This is a genomic window from Nocardioides glacieisoli (assembly GCF_004137245.1).
Classification (GTDB): Bacteria; Actinomycetota; Actinomycetes; order Propionibacteriales; family Nocardioidaceae; genus Nocardioides; species Nocardioides glacieisoli.
The window spans coordinates 304,817-319,017 of sequence record NZ_SDWS01000007.1 but is presented as its reverse complement, the minus strand read 5'-3'; the positions used below and the strand labels follow the sequence as shown (position 1 = coordinate 319,017).

Sequence of the window (14,201 nt, the reverse complement as noted above, 5' to 3'; positions counted from 1 at the left end):
GCCCGCACCTCATCGATCGCGCCCCCACTCCGACGACACCACCGCCGCCGCCGGAGCAGACACGTCCGCGCCACCCAACCTGTTGACACGTCCTACCGCCAGCTAGAGGATCTCGAATCGGGGCACCGGGTTGTCCCGCTGCGCGCCGCAGGTCAGCTGCTGCCCGGGCTCCAGCACCCGCCGCACCTGCACCGTGACCTCCCGGCCGGCGGCGGCGAGGGTGACCGAGGTCAGGTCGCCGTCGCTGCGCGCCGCCGTCGGTCGTACGTCGTCGAGGCCGGTGAGGCCGAGCCGACGCCGGACCGCGATGTCCGCGGCCTGCACCGGCATCGCCAGGTCGGACCGGCCCCGGAGGTGGTCGAGCTCGAGCCGGCCGTCGGCCAGGGCGTCGGCGACCACGAGGGCCGAGGCCGGGTCGAGGTGGCCGTGGTAGAGCCCGCGGGGCAGGACGAGCAGGTTGCCGGCGAACCGGTCGCCGCCGATGTGGGAGCACTCCCAGACAGCGTCGGCGTGGCGGCTCCCGGCCAGTGCCGCGGCGAGCGGCCGGCCGCGCTCGGCGCAGCAGGCGTCGTGGCGGCCGTGGGTGCAGACCGCGAGCACCGGGTCGGGGTGGGGCTCGAGGCCCACCGAGCGACCGGTGCCGAGCGCGGCGAGGTCCACGTCGCGGACGTCCTCGACGGCGTCGAGGGTCGCGGACTCGAGCCACGACTCGGCACCCGCAGCGCGGGCCGCGAAGACCCGCACCCCGACGGGCTCCTCGCGCCGGCCGTGGCGGCGTACGAGCAGCACGCGGACGCGGTGGCGCCGCCCCTCGGAGGCGAGGTGGGCGCCGAGGCCGTCGGGCAGCCGGGCGTCGCGGAGCGCGTCCTCGCCCCACGGCCCGGCGTGCTCGACGAGCAGGAAGCTGCGGACGGTCGAGGCGGTGCCGGCGAGGTCGTCACCCCGCGACTGGCTCGCGGCGGCGCAGCGGAACGAGCTCACCGGCCGACCTCGAGCAGGCCCTCCCGCACCAGCCGCCGGCACAGGACGAGGGCACTCTCGGGGTCGAGCGGCAGGTCGCGCGGGGCCAGGCGTGGCGTGGAGGCGACCACGTCGACGGCCTCGCGAAGCCGCGCCGGCACCCGCAGGACGCGGTCGCCCAGCAGGAGCCGGAGCGATTCGCCGTCGGGCACGACCTCGCACGGGTGGCCGGCGCGACGGCGCAGCACCGTGTCGGCCGACAGGCCGCGTGCCAGCGCCTCCCGGTCGAGGAGCGCGCCGGCGACCCGGGGCGGCCGGCCGCTGAGGAACTGCTCGGCCTGCGCGCGGGTCGCGGCGGGTGCGTCGAGACGTCGTACGTCGTCCGCGACGGCCGCGAGGCGCTCGGCGAGCTCGGCCGACAGCAGGTCGGGGTCGGCGAGGTAGCCCGCGGGCAGGTGCTCGTCGGGCACGTCGGCGATGACCTCGTCGATGAGGCGGGACAAGAGGTGGCGCCACGTGAGCTGGTTGATGCCGATGGTCAGGTGGAGCGACACCGCCTGCTGCGCGCGGGCAGCGTGCGGCGTGCCGGTGGGGAGGTAGGCGACGACGCCCGGCTCGAGGAGCAGCTCGCCGGGCCCGCCCTCGCCGTGGATCTCCCAGAGCTTGGTGCCGTGGGTCTGCATCACGAAGACGTCGTGGGAGTCGCTGTGCACCGCGAAGCCCTGCGCACCGGGCGGGGTGAGGTAGGCGTTGGCCTGGCACGGGTGGCCGAGCTCGAGCTCGAGCTCGGCGACGAGGTCGGAGACCGGCGTCCAGTAGCGCTGGAGTCCCTGCAGCACGATGGTGGCGCCCGCGTCGTGCAGCTGCATCAGCTTCACCGGGTCGACCAGGCCGGTCAGCGGCTTGCCGGCCAGGCTGCCGCCGCGCGTGAACCGCGACTCGGCGAGGACGGACCCGTCGTGGGCGACGCGCACCGCGGGGGTGCGGATCGCCGTCTCGGTCAGCAGGTGGTCGACGTCGGCGAGCGAGAGCACCGACTCACCGAGCCCGGGATCGGTGCGGTGGACGTGCACCGACGACGCCCAGACCTTGTCGATGAAGGTCTGGGCGTCACCGGTCAAGCGGTCGAGTGCGTTCAGGACGCGCCGTCCGTGCCGTCCGCGTCGCCACCGTCGGTGCCGTCAGCATCGGTCGAGTCGCCGTCGGTGGAGTCGGTCGAGTCGCCGTCGGTCGAGTCGCCGTCGGTGCCGTCGGCGTCAGCGCCGGGTCCGGCCGCGACCCCGGTGGGGTCCACGCCCTCGGTGGTCATCTCGTCGTCGCCGAGCGGGTTGTCGGGAGTGGTCGTCATGGTTCCTCCTCGAGTGGCCGCGACGGACGGTCCGCCCCGGGTCGTACGTCGAGTCTGCTGCTGTCCGCTCACACCGTCCCACACCCCAGAGGCGGGGTCAGCGAGTGGCGAGGGCGCCGACACCGTCCGCCGAGACCTCGATGTCCACCGGTCGCCCGTGGGTGCCGAGCCCGGAGATGCGCGTCTCGCCGAACGACCACGGACGCACCGGGTCGACGGTCAACCGGTCGCGCTCGGGGCGCAGGCCGAGGACCGACGAGACCAGGGACAACGCCGATGCAGCGGACCACGCCTGCGGCCGGCACGCCGCGGGGTAGGGCAGCGGGGTCGGCTGGGCCGACCGGGAGTCACCCGCGAAGAGCTCCGGCGGGCGGCCGTCGAAGGCGGTCAGGGCGGCGAGCAGCGCGTCGGCCACCGGCGCGGTCTCGGGGCGCTGCTCGGCGGCGAGCCCGGCCAGGCAGATCGCCGTGTCGTGGGGCCACACCGAGCCGACGTGGTAGCCGGTGGGCGAGTAGCCGGCCGCCTGCGTCGACAGCGTGCGGATGCCGAAGCCGGAGAGCATGTCGGACCCGACGAGGCGCCGCGCGACCACGTCGACCCCGTCGGCGTCGAGGATGCCGGTGCCGAGCAGGTGGCCGATGTTGCTGGTCAGCGAGACGACCGGCCGCTTGTCCCGGTCGAGGGCGATGGCCGGGAACGCACCGACCGCGTCCTCCACCCAGAAGCGCTGCGCGAACTCCCGGCGGAGTCGGTCGGCCCACTCCCGCCACCGGTCGGCGCCCGGCCGGTCGAAGGCGTCGAGCAGGTCGGCGCCGTGCACGGCAGCGGCGTACGCATAGCCCTGCACCTCGGCCAGCGCCAGCGGCGAGCTGGCCCGCGAGCCGTCGCTGCGGCGCACCGCGTCACCCGAGTCCTTCCAGCCCTGGTTGGACAGCCCGTGGCCGGAGCGGTCGACGTACTCCAGGAGCCCGTCGCCGTCGGCGTCGCCGTGCTCGACCTGCCAGGCGAGTGCGCGCTCGAGGGCCGGCAGCAGCCGCTCGACCTCGTCGTCGGGGGCACCCCACCGCCAGGCGTCGTGGAGGGTCAGCGCCCAGAGCGGCGTCGCGTCGATGGTGCCGTAGTAGACCGGCGGCAGGTGCCGGTCGGCACCGTCGTCGTCGGCCTCGTTGAGGCTGAAGCCGGCGGAGCGGACCTCGTGGAGGATCTTGCCGGGCTCCTCGGCCGTCGCGTCGTCGGTGCGGGTGCCCTGCCGGTGGGCCAGCAGCCGCAGGGTCGACATCGCCAGGTCGGTCGACACGGGCAGCAGCATCCGCGCGGTCCAGAGGCTGTCGCGGCCGAAGAGGGTGAGGAACCACGGCGCGCCCGCGCCGACGAACTCCTCCTCGACCCCGTCCGCGCCGGGCGCGGCGAGCCGCAGCAGCCGCAGGTCGTCGAGGCACCGGTCCACGAGGGGTGCGAGCCTCCGGTCGGCGCTCTGCACCTCGACCCGGCTCCAGCCGGCCTCGCGGCTCGGCGCGGTCACGGCGGCGCGGGTGTCATCGAGGGTGAGCAGCAGCTCGTGGGTGACGGACTGGCCGGGAGGTACGACGACGTCCCACACTGCGCGGGCGTGGTCGCCCTCGCGGGTCGTGTGCGCGCCGGGCAGCCGCAGCACCGCGCGCAGCGAGTCCTGCTGCCAGCTGAGCACGTGGCCGCCGACGCCGTCCGGTGCCACGGCCGGGCGTCCGGTGCCACCCTTGACCCCGTCGAGCGGCGCGAGGTCGGCACCGACGAGCAGGCCGAGCGTGCAGGTCACCGGCTCGGCCGCGGTGCTGGAGATCGTGTAGCGCTCCCGGACCAGTCCGGGCTCGACGTCGCGCCGCCGCTCCACGCGCACGGTCGGGTCGGGACCCGGGTCGCCGAGGTGGCGTGGCACGGCGACGTACGTCGTGGAGTCGCCGCGGGCGGTGTGCGCGGCGACAGCCGTGGGCTCGCGCCCGTCGACCTCCAGGCGGAGCAGGCTCAGCACCCGCCGCTCGCCGTGGTGCACGCCCGCCAGGCCGACGGTCCCGATCTGCCCGTCGGCGGCCGACCACACCTGCGTCGGGGCGGCGAGGGTGAGGGACAGGTCGTGGAGCCAGGGCTGCTGTGGTGCGTCGTCGTGCTCCATCGAAGGATCCTTCGGTTCGAGTGCGGGACGGGGTCGTGCGGAGGCCATGCCTTCGGGGGGTGACACCGAGTGTGACGTGCGTTACGGTTTGAGCGCTCAAACATTTGAGCGCTCAAACACAGTAGTGGGCCGCAGCGTCGCCCGCCACCACCCCCGCCAGAAGCAGGACGGACGAGACGAGGAGGGACCGCGATGGCAGCGCACGAGCCCGCCACCCTCGACTCGGTCGCCGCCCGCGCCGGGGTCTCCCGCCAAACCGTCTCCAACGTGCTGCGCCACCCGGCCCGGGTCGCCGAGGGCACCCGCGAGCGGGTGCTGGCCGCGATCCGGGAGAGCGGCTACCGGGCGTCGCTTCCCGCCCGGCAGCTCGCCACCCGGCGCGCCCACGCCATCGCCGTACGGGCCGAGCGGCAGCAGGACGGCATCTCGGGCCTGGTCCTCGACGCGTTCTACCACGGGCTCGCGGAGGCGGGTCAGGACAACGGCCTGCGCGTGGTGCTCTACGCCCAGCCGGCCGACGAGGCCGCCGAGCTCGAGATCATCGACGACCTCGTGCAGACCGGTGCCGCCGACGCGGTCGTGCTCACCGCGACCAGCGCGGACGACCAGCGACCGGCCTACCTCGCCGGCAGCGGTACGACGTTCTGCGCCTTCGGCCGGCCCTGGGGCCACGACGACGAGCCGCACGACTGGGTCGACGTCGACGGCGCACTGGGCACCGGCCTCGCGGTCCAGCACCTCCTCGGGCTGGGCCGGCGCTCGATCGCCTACCTCGGCTGGCCCGGCGACGGCGCGGAGCCGAGCACCGGCAGCGACCGGCGCCGCGGCTGGCTCGAGGCCATCGACGAGGCCGGGCTCGGCACGCCCGTCGAGATCCACAGCCTCAACGACGCCGCCGCCGCCGAGGCGGCCGTCTCCACGCTCCTCGCCGGGGCCGACGCCCCGGACGCGATCGTGTGCGCGAGCGACACCCTCGCCCTGGGCGCGCACCGGGCCGCCGTGGCGGCCGCCGGTGGCGGCACCCCCACGACCGTCGTCGGCTTCGACGCGACCCCGGTCGCCGCGGCCCTCGGCCTGGTCAGCGTGGCGCAGCCGATCGACCAGGCCGCCCACCTCTGCATCGACCTGCTGACCGCTCGCTTCGAGTCCCCCGACCGTCCGGCACGAGGAGTCCTCGTGCCGCCCGTGCTGCACCTGCCCGCCTGATCCCCCTCCCGCTTGATCCCTCCCCCGCAGATTCCCCGATGAAGGAGCTCCACATGTCCCCCGTGTCTTCCCCCTCGCGCCGCCGTCGTACGTCCCTCGTCGCACTGGCCCTCGGCTCGTCGATCGCCCTCGCCGCCTGCGGAGGAGGTGGCTTCGAGGAGAACGGGTCCGACGAGCCGGCCTCGTCCGGCGACGGTCCCGCCACCCTGCAGGTGCTGATCGGCTCGAGCGGCGACGCCGAGACCAAGGCCGTCGAGGACGCCGCCGCGGCCTGGGCCGAGGAGAGCGGCAACGAGGTCGAGGTCATCGTGGCCAACGACCTCGCCCAGCAGCTCTCGCAGGGCTTCGCCGGTGGCAACCCGCCCGACCTCTTCTACGTCGACGCCGGCGTCTTCGGCGACTACGCCGAGGCCGGCAACCTCTACCCCTACATGGACCAGCTCGCCGACGCCGACGACTTCTACCCCAACCTGGTCGACTCGTTCACCCTCGACGGCGAGGCCTACTGCGCCCCCAAGGACTTCTCCACCCTCGCGCTCCAGATCAACACCGAGTCGTGGAAGAAGGCCGGCCTGACCGACGCCGACATCCCCACCACCTGGGACGACCTGCAGGCCGTCGCCCAGAAGCTCACCACCCCCGACCAGGCCGGGCTGGTGCTCGGCATCGGTCGCGACCGCGTCGGCGCGTTCCTCGTGCAGAACGGCGGCTTCTGGGTCGACGGCGAGGCCGGTGAGGCCACCGCCACCGAGGAGACCAACGCCGAGGCGCTCGAATACGTCCAGGGCATGCTCGAGGGCGGCGAGGCCGTGCTGGCCCCCGACGTCGACGCCGGCTGGGGCGGTGAGGCCTTCGGCACCCAGAAGGCCGCGATGACCATCGAGGGCAACTGGATCCGCGGTGCGATGGAGAACGACTACCCCGACGTCGACTACACGGTCGCCGAGCTCCCGGAGGGCCCCGCCGGCAAGGGCACCCTGCTCTTCACCCAGTGCTGGGGCATCGCTGCCGACTCCGAGAACCAGGAGGCGGCCGTCTCGTTCGTCGAGGCGATGACCACCCCCGAGCAGCAGCTGACGAACGCCGACGCGTTCGGCGTGATGCCGAGCCGTGAGGCCGCCCAGGCCGACTACGTCGAGCAGTTCCCGGAGGACGCGCCGTTCATCGCGGGTGGCGACTACGGCCAGGGCCCGGTCAACCTGCCCGGTCTCGGCCCGGTCGTGGCCGACCTCGACTCGCAGCTCGAGCAGCTCAAGACGGCCGACGTCGACGAGATCCTCGAGTCCTTCCAGAAGAACGCCGAGGCGGAGCTGCAGTGAGCAGGCCCCGGAGCATCCGCCGGGGCCAGGCCCTCGCGGGGTGGACGTTCGTCTCCCCCACGCTGGTCGTGCTCGGGCTCTTCCTCGCGGTGCCGGTGCTGATGGCGCTGTGGGTGTCCTTCACGGACTGGAACGGACGCGGCAGCCCGTTCGCGTCCGGCATCGGGTTCGTGGGTGCCGACAACTACCGCGAGCTGGTCGGTGAGCAGGGCGGGCTGACGAGGTCGGACTTCATGACCTCGCTGCGCAACAACTTCTTCTACGTCCTCCTCGTGGTGCCGTTGCAGACCGCGTTCGCGCTGTTCCTCGCCCTGGTCCTCAACCAGCGGATGCTCCGGGCGGTCGGCTTCTTCCGCACCGCCTTCTACTTCCCCTCGGTCGTGAGCTCGGTCGCGATCAGCCTGGTGTTCCTGTTCCTCTTCTCGGGCGGCGGCGTCGTCAACTCGATGCTCGACGCGATCGGCGTCGACGGCCCGACGTGGTTCAACGACTCGCGCGGGCTGCTGCACCTCGTCGGCGACGGCCTGGGCCTGTGGAACGCGTCCGACCCGCCCGGAGCACTGGCCGACAACGGCGTGCTGGGCCTGTCGTGGTGGGCGTGGCTCTCCGGCCCGAGCGTGGCGCTGTCCGTCATCATCATGCTCGTCATCTGGACGACCGCCGGCACCTTCATGCTGATGTTCCTCGCGGCCCTGCAGGACCTGCCGCTCGAGGTCGAGGAGGCCGCACGCATCGACGGCGCCGGGCGCTGGGGCGTGTTCCGCAACGTCACGCTCCCCCACCTGAAGCCGACGATGCTGCTGGTGACCACGCTGGGCCTGATCGGGACGTGGCAGGTCTTCGACCAGGTGTACGTCATGACGCAGGGCGGGCCGGGCAAGTCGACGCTCACGCCGGCGTACCTGTCCTACGCGTATGCCTTCGAGAACCAGAAGTGGGGGATCGCAGCAGCCATGGCGTTCGTGCTGTTCCTCATCATCTTCGCGATGACCTCGTTCCAGCGGTTCCTGTTCCGCGACAAGGACGCCATCGCCACCAAGAGGGCAGCGAAGCGTACGAAGCGCGACCGCGCACGCGTCACCGCGGGAGGTGCGGCATGAGCACCTCGTCCAGCAACGCGAAGCCGATGGTCCGCGACCGGACCGCGCTGTGGTTGTTCCTCGCCTACGCCGTCCTGCTCTTCTTCGCGTTCATCTACCTCTACCCGTTCGTCGTGCAGGTCACGACATCGTTCAAGACCAACTCGGACGCCGTGGCGAACCCCCTGTCGCCGACGGCGGACCCCTTCACCCTCAGCGCCTTCCAGCGGCTCTTCGACACCGACTTCCCGCTGTGGGCCGTCAACTCCGTCATCGTCACCGTGCTGGTGACGGTCGGCCGGGTGTTCCTGTGCTCGCTCGCCGGCTACGCCCTGGCGCGGATCAAGTTCCGCGGCCGCGGGGCGGTCTTCACCGCGCTCCTGGCCGTGATGGCGGTGCCGGGCGTCATCCTGCTGATCCCCAAGTTCCTCGTGCTCAACTACCTCGGGATCTACAACACCTATCCCGCACTCGTGCTGCCCCTGCTGGTCGACGCGGCCGGTGTCTTCATCATGAAGCAGTTCTTCGAGACGATCCCGGAGTCGGTGGAGGAGGCGGCGCGGATCGACGGTGCCAGCACCTTCCGCATCTTCTGGTCGGTCGTGCTGCCGATGGCTCGACCGGCGCTGATCCTGCTGACGATCCTGTCGTTCCAGGGCTCGTGGAACGAGCTGCCGCACTTCCTCATCGCCAGCCAGGACCCCGACCTGTTCACGCTCACCAAGGGTGTCGGCACGCTCACCAGCGGCCAGCTCGGGTCGGGCCAGCAGTACCCGATCTCGATGGCCGCGGCGCTCCTGATGACCATCCCGGTCGCGATCGTCTTCTTCGTCTTCCAGAAGTACCTCGTCCGTGGCGGCACGGCCGGGGCGGAGAAGGGCTAGCGCCGCACGATCTCCGGCGCCGGGCGGATTCCGCCTCCTAGCACCGCCCGGCGCCGGCACACCGGAACCCTCAGGCGCGCACCTCGTAGCGCGTCGTCCCCTTGACCTTGTCGTCCCCGCACGACTGACGCCGCGACAGACCGGGCACGGCCACGATCTCGTCGGCCGGGTCCCCGCCGGCGAGCACGTGCAGCTCACGGGCCTGCTCCACACCGGAGCGGCCCGCGCGACCGCGTACGACGTCGAGCGGCAGCTCGCCGCGGTCGACGGCCTCGCAGGCGGCCAGCGCGGTGGCGGTGTCGAGGCGGCCGAGGGTGATCCCGCTCGGCAGCGCCAGCAGCGTGCCGGAGAAGCGGTGGCCGCCGAGGTGCGTGGTCTCCCACGTGCCCTCGGGCCACTCCTGGCTGAGCAGGCCGGCGATCGGCCGACCGAGCTCGGCGCAGCAGCGGTCGCGCTTGCCGTTGGTGCAGACCAGCCAGAGCGGGGCGTCGTACGACGTCATGCTCGCGAGGTCGAGGTCGACCAGGTCCTCCGGCCGGTCGAGCACCGCGGCGCGGACGTCGTAGCCCTCGGCGGTGGCGGTCGCGTGGAAGACGCGGGTTCCGGGTCCGGCGCTGCCGTCGTACCTCCGGAGCAGGAACACCTTGAGGTCAAGGCCGGCGAGGTGGTCGCGCACCACCTGGGGCAACCGGTTGTCGGTGACGGCGTCGCGGCCCCACGGGCCGGGGCACTCCACGAGCAGGATCTCGGGGTCGGTCGGTGCGGTGCCGATGATCGGCTCGGCGTCCTCGACGCTCGCGAAGGAGCAGCGGAAGTCAGGCACCGCACCAGTGTTGCCGACGGGGGTCGGCTCAGTACTGCTGACCCTGCCAGAGCAGCCCCGCCGCAGCGTTCTCGGTGGGATTGCAGTAGCCCCCGTAGGTGCGCTCGGCACCCGAGGTCGCGAGGAAGGTGGCGCAGTCGGCGGCGTGCTCGAGCGGCGCCCAGTCGGGCTGGTTCGGCGGCGTCGGCACGTTGGGGTCGGGGTTGGTGTCGGCGACGAAGACCTCGGCCGACCGCTTCTCCATCGCGTCGAACCCCTTCAACGTGCCGCCCCAGTTGTAGAACTGGCGCCAGTGCGCGCACTCGTGGATGGCGACCGCCTGCTTGGAGGCCTCCGACTCCCAGGTGATGGCGTTGATCTCGGCCACGTCGATGGCGATGCCGTACTGGAAGGAGAAGACGGCGTCGCGCTTCTCGGCAATGGTGTGGTCGGTGTCGAGGGTGACGCTGGCGTTGGGGCACAGGTTGGCGATCGGCGCGTAGAAGCGGGCCTGGTCGCCGGTGTACATCGTCTGGTTGTCGAAGCGCACCGAGACCGGCTTGGAGGTCACGCTGCGCCGGGCCTTGCGCGGGCCGGAGGTGATCTTCTTGGTCTTGAGGCGGTAGTCGACGGTCTGTGCGGGGACCCCGGCCGGAACGACGTACGCCGGCACCTGCGCCAGGACGAAGCCCCTCTTGCCGATCTTGCCGCGAGCGCCGGCGACCTTGGCCCACGAGCCTCCGTCGACCCGCGCCTGGACGAAGACCTTCTTCGGCAGGATCGGCCTGACCCCGCGGTAGGTCTTCCACGCCACGCCGAGCTGGATGCTCGTGCCGGAGCCCCGGACGGCCGTCTGGAAGCCGAAGCCGTCGATCCGGTTGTACTTCTTGCCCCAGAACGCGAAGAGCGGTCGACGCGACGCGCGCGCCGAGACCGTGGGGGCGGAGGTCGAGGGGCGCAGGGTCGGCGGGACGACGGGCCGCAACAGCTCGGCGTCGCGCATGGTGAGGGAGGCGTCGGCGACGCGATCGGCACCCTCCGAAGGAGCGGACGCGAACGACGCGGGCGACGCCAGGATCGGGCTGAGGGCGACCGCCGCTGCTGCGAGCGCGGTGGTCAGGCGTCGTACGTGCATGGGTGCTCCCGGGTGTCGAGGTGGGTACGCCCTTCCTACCCGCTGGGGGTGGCGCGAAACGGCCCGGCTCAGATCAGGCCGCGGCGCCGGGCGACGGCGGCGGCCTCGGTGCGCGACGCAGCATCGAGCTTGGCGAGGATGTTGGAGACGTGCACCGAGACCGTCTTGGTGCTGATGAAGAGCTGCTTGCCGATCTCGCCGTTGCTGCGGCCCTCGGCGACCAGCGCGAGGATCTCGGACTCGCGAGGTGTCAGCGCCACGCCGCCGGTGGCGGTCGCCGGCGCGGGCGACGAGCCCTGGGCGGTCAGCTCGTCGAGCAGGGGGCGGGCACCCAGCGCGTGGGCGGCCTCCCGAGCCAGGTCGGCGACCTCGCGCGCGCCGGCCGCATCGCCGGAGGCGCGCAGGACGCCGGCCAGGCGCACGCGAGCCTGGGCGATCTCGGGGACGCTGCCGTAGGCGACGGCTGTCTCCTCGGCGGCGCGCCAGGCGCCGACGAGCTCGTCGCTCGACGGCGGGTCGACCTGGGCGAGCCAGCGCCAGCGGAGGTGCTCGGCGCTGCGGCGGGCGACCCACATCTGGTACTCCGGGCCGTGGCTGCCGTCGAAGGGCGCGTAGAAGTCGATGACCCGCGCGCCGTCGGCCAGCATGCGCTCGACGGCGACGCGCGCCGACTCGCGCTCGTCCGCGGACTGCCGCGGCGCCGCGTTGGCGAGCGCGCCGAGGACCAGGGTCGCCAGCCGGAGCCGGGCCTGGAACCAGTCGTGCCACAGCGGCACGACGGTCTCCACCACGTGGTCGTAGACGTCGACGGCGACGGCCGCGTCGCCCGCGGCGGCCGCCCGCATCAGCTCCGCGCTCCCCGAGCTGATGGCGGTGAGGCCGTCGGTGCCCCAGTAGTCGCGCAGCCGCTCGAGGGCCTTGGGCTTGGGCTCGCCGCGGATGCCGATGAGGATCAGCATCTGGTGGGCGAAGTAGAGCCACTCGTAGACCATCGGCGGGTTCTGCCCGCTCACGTCGAGCAGGTCCCACGCCTCGTCGAGCCGTCCCTGGTGGGTCAGCGCGACCGCGAGCAGCAGCCGCGACTCGGCGGGGTAGGGCGACCAGGCGAGACCGCCGACCTCGCTGCGCTCGATCACCTCGCGGTAGACGTCGATAGCGGTGTCGAGGTCGCCCTCGTCGTGGTGCAGGCGCCCGAGCAGGTAGAGCGCGCGCAGCTCGGGCTCCATGAGGCCCGCGCGGCGGGCACGCTCGGCCGCCGACCGCCAGCCCGCGCTGGCGCTCGAGCCACCGTCGGGGTCGAGGCCGGCGACCGTCGTGTGCAGCTCGACGGCGAGGCTGGTGAGGTCGTTGCGCTCGGCGATCTCGAGCGCCTCGAGGGCCACCGCACGCGCGTCGTCGGCGTGCCAGCTGCCCAGGCTCTGGGCGTGGACGAGGAGGGCGCGGGCCAGCAGCTTGGGCGGGGCGCCGCGCAGGAGCTCGACCGCCTCGGCCGACGTCTCGCGCGGTGAGTCGGTGGTGTCGGTGAGGAGCTGGGCGGAGGCCAGCGACGTCAGCAGCTGGCCGCGGTCGAGGTCGGAGCCGTCGGCCGGCAGGGTCGCGAGGCGGGCACGGAGGACCTTCACCGCCTTGGGCACGCGGCCGGCGGCGATCAGGGCGTCGGCGCACCGCCGGGTCAGGGCGACGGCGTCCACGTCGGGGACGGCGACCCGCGCCGTGTCGACGAGCTCGATCGCGTCGAGGAAGTGGGTGGCCGCCTCGGACGGGCCGCCGACGGCGAGCGCCTCCTCGCCGGCCTCGACGGAGGCGCGGACGGCGACCGGACGGTCGTCGGCCCGACGGGCGTGCTGCGCCAGCTCCGCCGCCGTACCGATGGCGCGGCCCTCGCCCAGTGCGGACACGAAGTCGGCGTGGAGCCGGACCCGCTCGCCGGGCAGGAGGTCGTCGTAGACAGCCTCGCCGAGCAGGGCGTGGCGGAAGGCGTAGGTGCCGCCGCGCGAGGCGACCAGGACGTGCGACTCGACGGCGTTGCGGAGCGCGGTCTCGAGCTCGGCCGCTCCGAGGTCGGAGACCGCGGCGAGCAGCTCGTGGCTGACCTGGCGGCCGGCCACGGAGACGAGGCGCACGACCTGGCGGGTGGTGTCGTCGAGTCGGTCGAGGTGGACGAGCAGCACGTCGGCGAGCTCGCCGGGGACCTGCCCGGACCACGCGGCGCCGACGAGCTCCTCGATGAAGAACGGGTTGCCCTCGGCCCGGTCGACGATCGAGGAGTACTCCGCCTCCGACATCGTCGAGGGGTGCAGCGCGCGGACGAGGAGGCGTACGTCGTCGTCGCGGAGCGGCTCGACCTGGAGCCGGTCGACGCCGCGCAGCCGCATCCACTCCGCGACCTGGCGGCGGAGCGGGTGGCGGCGGTGGAGGTCGTCGGCACGGTAGGAGACGACGAGGGAGACGCCCGGGACCGGGCGGGAGAAGAGGAAGCTGAGCATGTCGCGGGTGGACTCGTCGGCCCAGTGGGCGTCCTCGACCACGACGAGGACCGGTGCGTCGTGGGCGAGGGCGGCGAGGAGGTCGCTGAACGCGTCGTAGACGTTGCCGCGGTCGAGGGCCTGGTCGCCCGACGCGGTCTCGCTGCTGCGGACCCGGCGGCCCGGCTGGAGCCGGGCGAGAGTGGGGTGCTGCTCGAGGACGCGGGTCGCGACGTCGGGCTGGTCGGCCATCACGCGGCCGAGGATCTCGGAGAAGGGGAGGTAGGGCAGGGAGCTGTCGGCGAGGTCGAGGCAGTGCCCGGCGACCACGTGCCAGCCCGCCTCGATCGCGGCGTCGCGCAGCGCCATCAGCACGCGGGTCTTGCCGACCCCTGCATCGCCGGCGACGAGCATCGCGCGGACGGACTGCTCGATGGGTGCGGCGCCACCACCCACGCCCTCCGACGCACGAATGCCGAGCTGGGAGCTCAGCTGCTCCAGCTCGGCATCGCGTCCGATGAGATCGGAGGTCCTCAGCGCCGGCACGGACGACATCATGTCGTGCCGCTCCGACACTTCGGCGCCGATCGCGCCACGCGTCACTTCTGCGTGTTTGTGGCCGCGGCGTCGTTGCGGCGCACCCAACGGCGAGGGCGGTAGTCCTGGCGGACCTTCTCCTGGCGGTACTTGATCTCGGCACCCAGGAAGCTGTCGGTGGTGAACATGTCCTTCTCCTCTTCTCGATCGGTCCCGTGGTGGACCGTGAGTAGAGATTCCGTCGCTGAGGTAGGCCCGGACATCGGGCACGTGCCCTATCTACGGGTGACCAGCTACCTCAGATCGGTGCGTGGGCG

General features: G+C 73.0%; 12 protein-coding genes. 4 read left to right on the top strand and 8 right to left on the bottom strand.

Going from position 1 to position 14,201, the window contains the following annotated elements:
- Positions 1 to 102: 102 nt before the first annotated feature.
- The 4 genes from EUA06_RS16590 to EUA06_RS16575 form a co-directional block, all read right to left on the bottom strand.
- Positions 103 to 981 carry a sucrase ferredoxin gene (locus EUA06_RS16590; RefSeq protein WP_129477793.1) on the bottom strand — a complete coding sequence of 293 codons (879 nt, stop codon included), beginning with the start codon at positions 979 to 981 and terminating at the stop codon, positions 103 to 105.
- Complete coding sequence (locus tag EUA06_RS16585; protein WP_242498199.1) at positions 978 to 2,081, bottom strand: cupin domain-containing protein; 1,104 nt, start codon at positions 2,079 to 2,081, stop codon at positions 978 to 980. The genes EUA06_RS16590 and EUA06_RS16585 overlap by 4 nt, the downstream gene beginning before the upstream one ends.
- 14 nt (positions 2,082 to 2,095) lie before the next feature.
- Complete coding sequence (locus tag EUA06_RS16580) at positions 2,096 to 2,308, bottom strand: hypothetical protein (protein ID WP_129477789.1); 213 nt, start codon at positions 2,306 to 2,308, stop codon at positions 2,096 to 2,098.
- A 97-nt stretch (positions 2,309 to 2,405) separates the two neighbouring features.
- Positions 2,406 to 4,457, bottom strand: coding sequence for an amylo-alpha-1,6-glucosidase (locus EUA06_RS16575; RefSeq protein WP_165354423.1), 2,052 nt, complete (start codon positions 4,455 to 4,457; stop codon positions 2,406 to 2,408).
- 192 nt (positions 4,458 to 4,649) lie between these two features.
- Between EUA06_RS16575 and EUA06_RS16570 the strand changes: the two genes are divergently transcribed.
- The 4 genes from EUA06_RS16570 to EUA06_RS16555 are packed head-to-tail and all read left to right on the top strand — an operon-like array spanning position 4,650 to position 8,945.
- Complete coding sequence (locus tag EUA06_RS16570; protein WP_129477785.1) at positions 4,650 to 5,663, top strand: LacI family DNA-binding transcriptional regulator; 1,014 nt, start codon at positions 4,650 to 4,652, stop codon at positions 5,661 to 5,663.
- A 53-nt stretch (positions 5,664 to 5,716) separates the two neighbouring features.
- Complete coding sequence (locus EUA06_RS16565) at positions 5,717 to 6,982, top strand: sugar ABC transporter substrate-binding protein (RefSeq protein WP_129477783.1); 1,266 nt, start codon at positions 5,717 to 5,719, stop codon at positions 6,980 to 6,982.
- Positions 6,979 to 8,082 carry a carbohydrate ABC transporter permease gene (locus EUA06_RS16560; protein ID WP_207208389.1) on the top strand — a complete coding sequence of 368 codons (1,104 nt, stop codon included), beginning with the start codon at positions 6,979 to 6,981 and terminating at the stop codon, positions 8,080 to 8,082. Before EUA06_RS16565 ends, EUA06_RS16560 begins: the two co-directional genes overlap by 4 nt.
- Complete coding sequence (locus tag EUA06_RS16555; RefSeq protein WP_129477781.1) at positions 8,079 to 8,945, top strand: carbohydrate ABC transporter permease; 867 nt, start codon at positions 8,079 to 8,081, stop codon at positions 8,943 to 8,945. The genes EUA06_RS16560 and EUA06_RS16555 overlap by 4 nt, the downstream gene beginning before the upstream one ends.
- Positions 8,946 to 9,015: 70 nt before the next feature.
- On the opposite strand, the gene EUA06_RS16550 is transcribed toward EUA06_RS16555, so the two are convergent.
- The 4 genes from EUA06_RS16550 to EUA06_RS23250 all read right to left on the bottom strand — a co-directional run bounded on the left by EUA06_RS16550 (position 9,016) and on the right by EUA06_RS23250 (position 14,072).
- The gene (locus EUA06_RS16550; protein ID WP_165354422.1) at positions 9,016 to 9,768 is read right to left on the bottom strand and encodes a sucrase ferredoxin; all 753 of its coding nucleotides are present in this window, start codon (positions 9,766 to 9,768) and stop codon (positions 9,016 to 9,018) included.
- Positions 9,769 to 9,796: 28 nt separating this feature from the next.
- Positions 9,797 to 10,882 carry a hypothetical protein gene (locus tag EUA06_RS16545; RefSeq protein WP_129477777.1) on the bottom strand — a complete coding sequence of 362 codons (1,086 nt, stop codon included), beginning with the start codon at positions 10,880 to 10,882 and terminating at the stop codon, positions 9,797 to 9,799.
- 68 nt (positions 10,883 to 10,950) lie between these two features.
- Positions 10,951 to 13,905 carry a helix-turn-helix transcriptional regulator gene (locus tag EUA06_RS16540; protein ID WP_129477775.1) on the bottom strand — a complete coding sequence of 985 codons (2,955 nt, stop codon included), beginning with the start codon at positions 13,903 to 13,905 and terminating at the stop codon, positions 10,951 to 10,953.
- A gap of 41 nt (positions 13,906 to 13,946) precedes the next feature.
- On the bottom strand, positions 13,947 to 14,072 hold the full coding sequence (locus EUA06_RS23250) for a hypothetical protein (protein WP_277985678.1): 126 nt from the start codon (positions 14,070 to 14,072) through the stop codon (positions 13,947 to 13,949).
- Between the last annotated feature and the right edge of the window lie 129 nt (positions 14,073 to 14,201).

Coding starts and splice junctions, on each gene's coding strand:
- EUA06_RS16580 (WP_129477789.1), bottom strand. CDS start 2,308: ATGACGACCACTCCCGACAACCCGCTCGGCGACGACGAGATGACCACC.
- EUA06_RS16575 (WP_165354423.1), bottom strand. CDS start 4,457: ATGGAGCACGACGACGCACCACAGCAGCCCTGGCTCCACGACCTGTCC.
- EUA06_RS16570 (WP_129477785.1), top strand. CDS start 4,650: ATGGCAGCGCACGAGCCCGCCACCCTCGACTCGGTCGCCGCCCGCGCC.
- EUA06_RS16565 (WP_129477783.1), top strand. CDS start 5,717: ATGTCCCCCGTGTCTTCCCCCTCGCGCCGCCGTCGTACGTCCCTCGTC.
- EUA06_RS16555 (WP_129477781.1), top strand. CDS start 8,079: ATGAGCACCTCGTCCAGCAACGCGAAGCCGATGGTCCGCGACCGGACC.
- EUA06_RS16545 (WP_129477777.1), bottom strand. CDS start 10,882: ATGCACGTACGACGCCTGACCACCGCGCTCGCAGCAGCGGCGGTCGCC.
- EUA06_RS16540 (WP_129477775.1), bottom strand. CDS start 13,905: ATGATGTCGTCCGTGCCGGCGCTGAGGACCTCCGATCTCATCGGACGC.
- EUA06_RS23250 (WP_277985678.1), bottom strand. CDS start 14,072: ATGTTCACCACCGACAGCTTCCTGGGTGCCGAGATCAAGTACCGCCAG.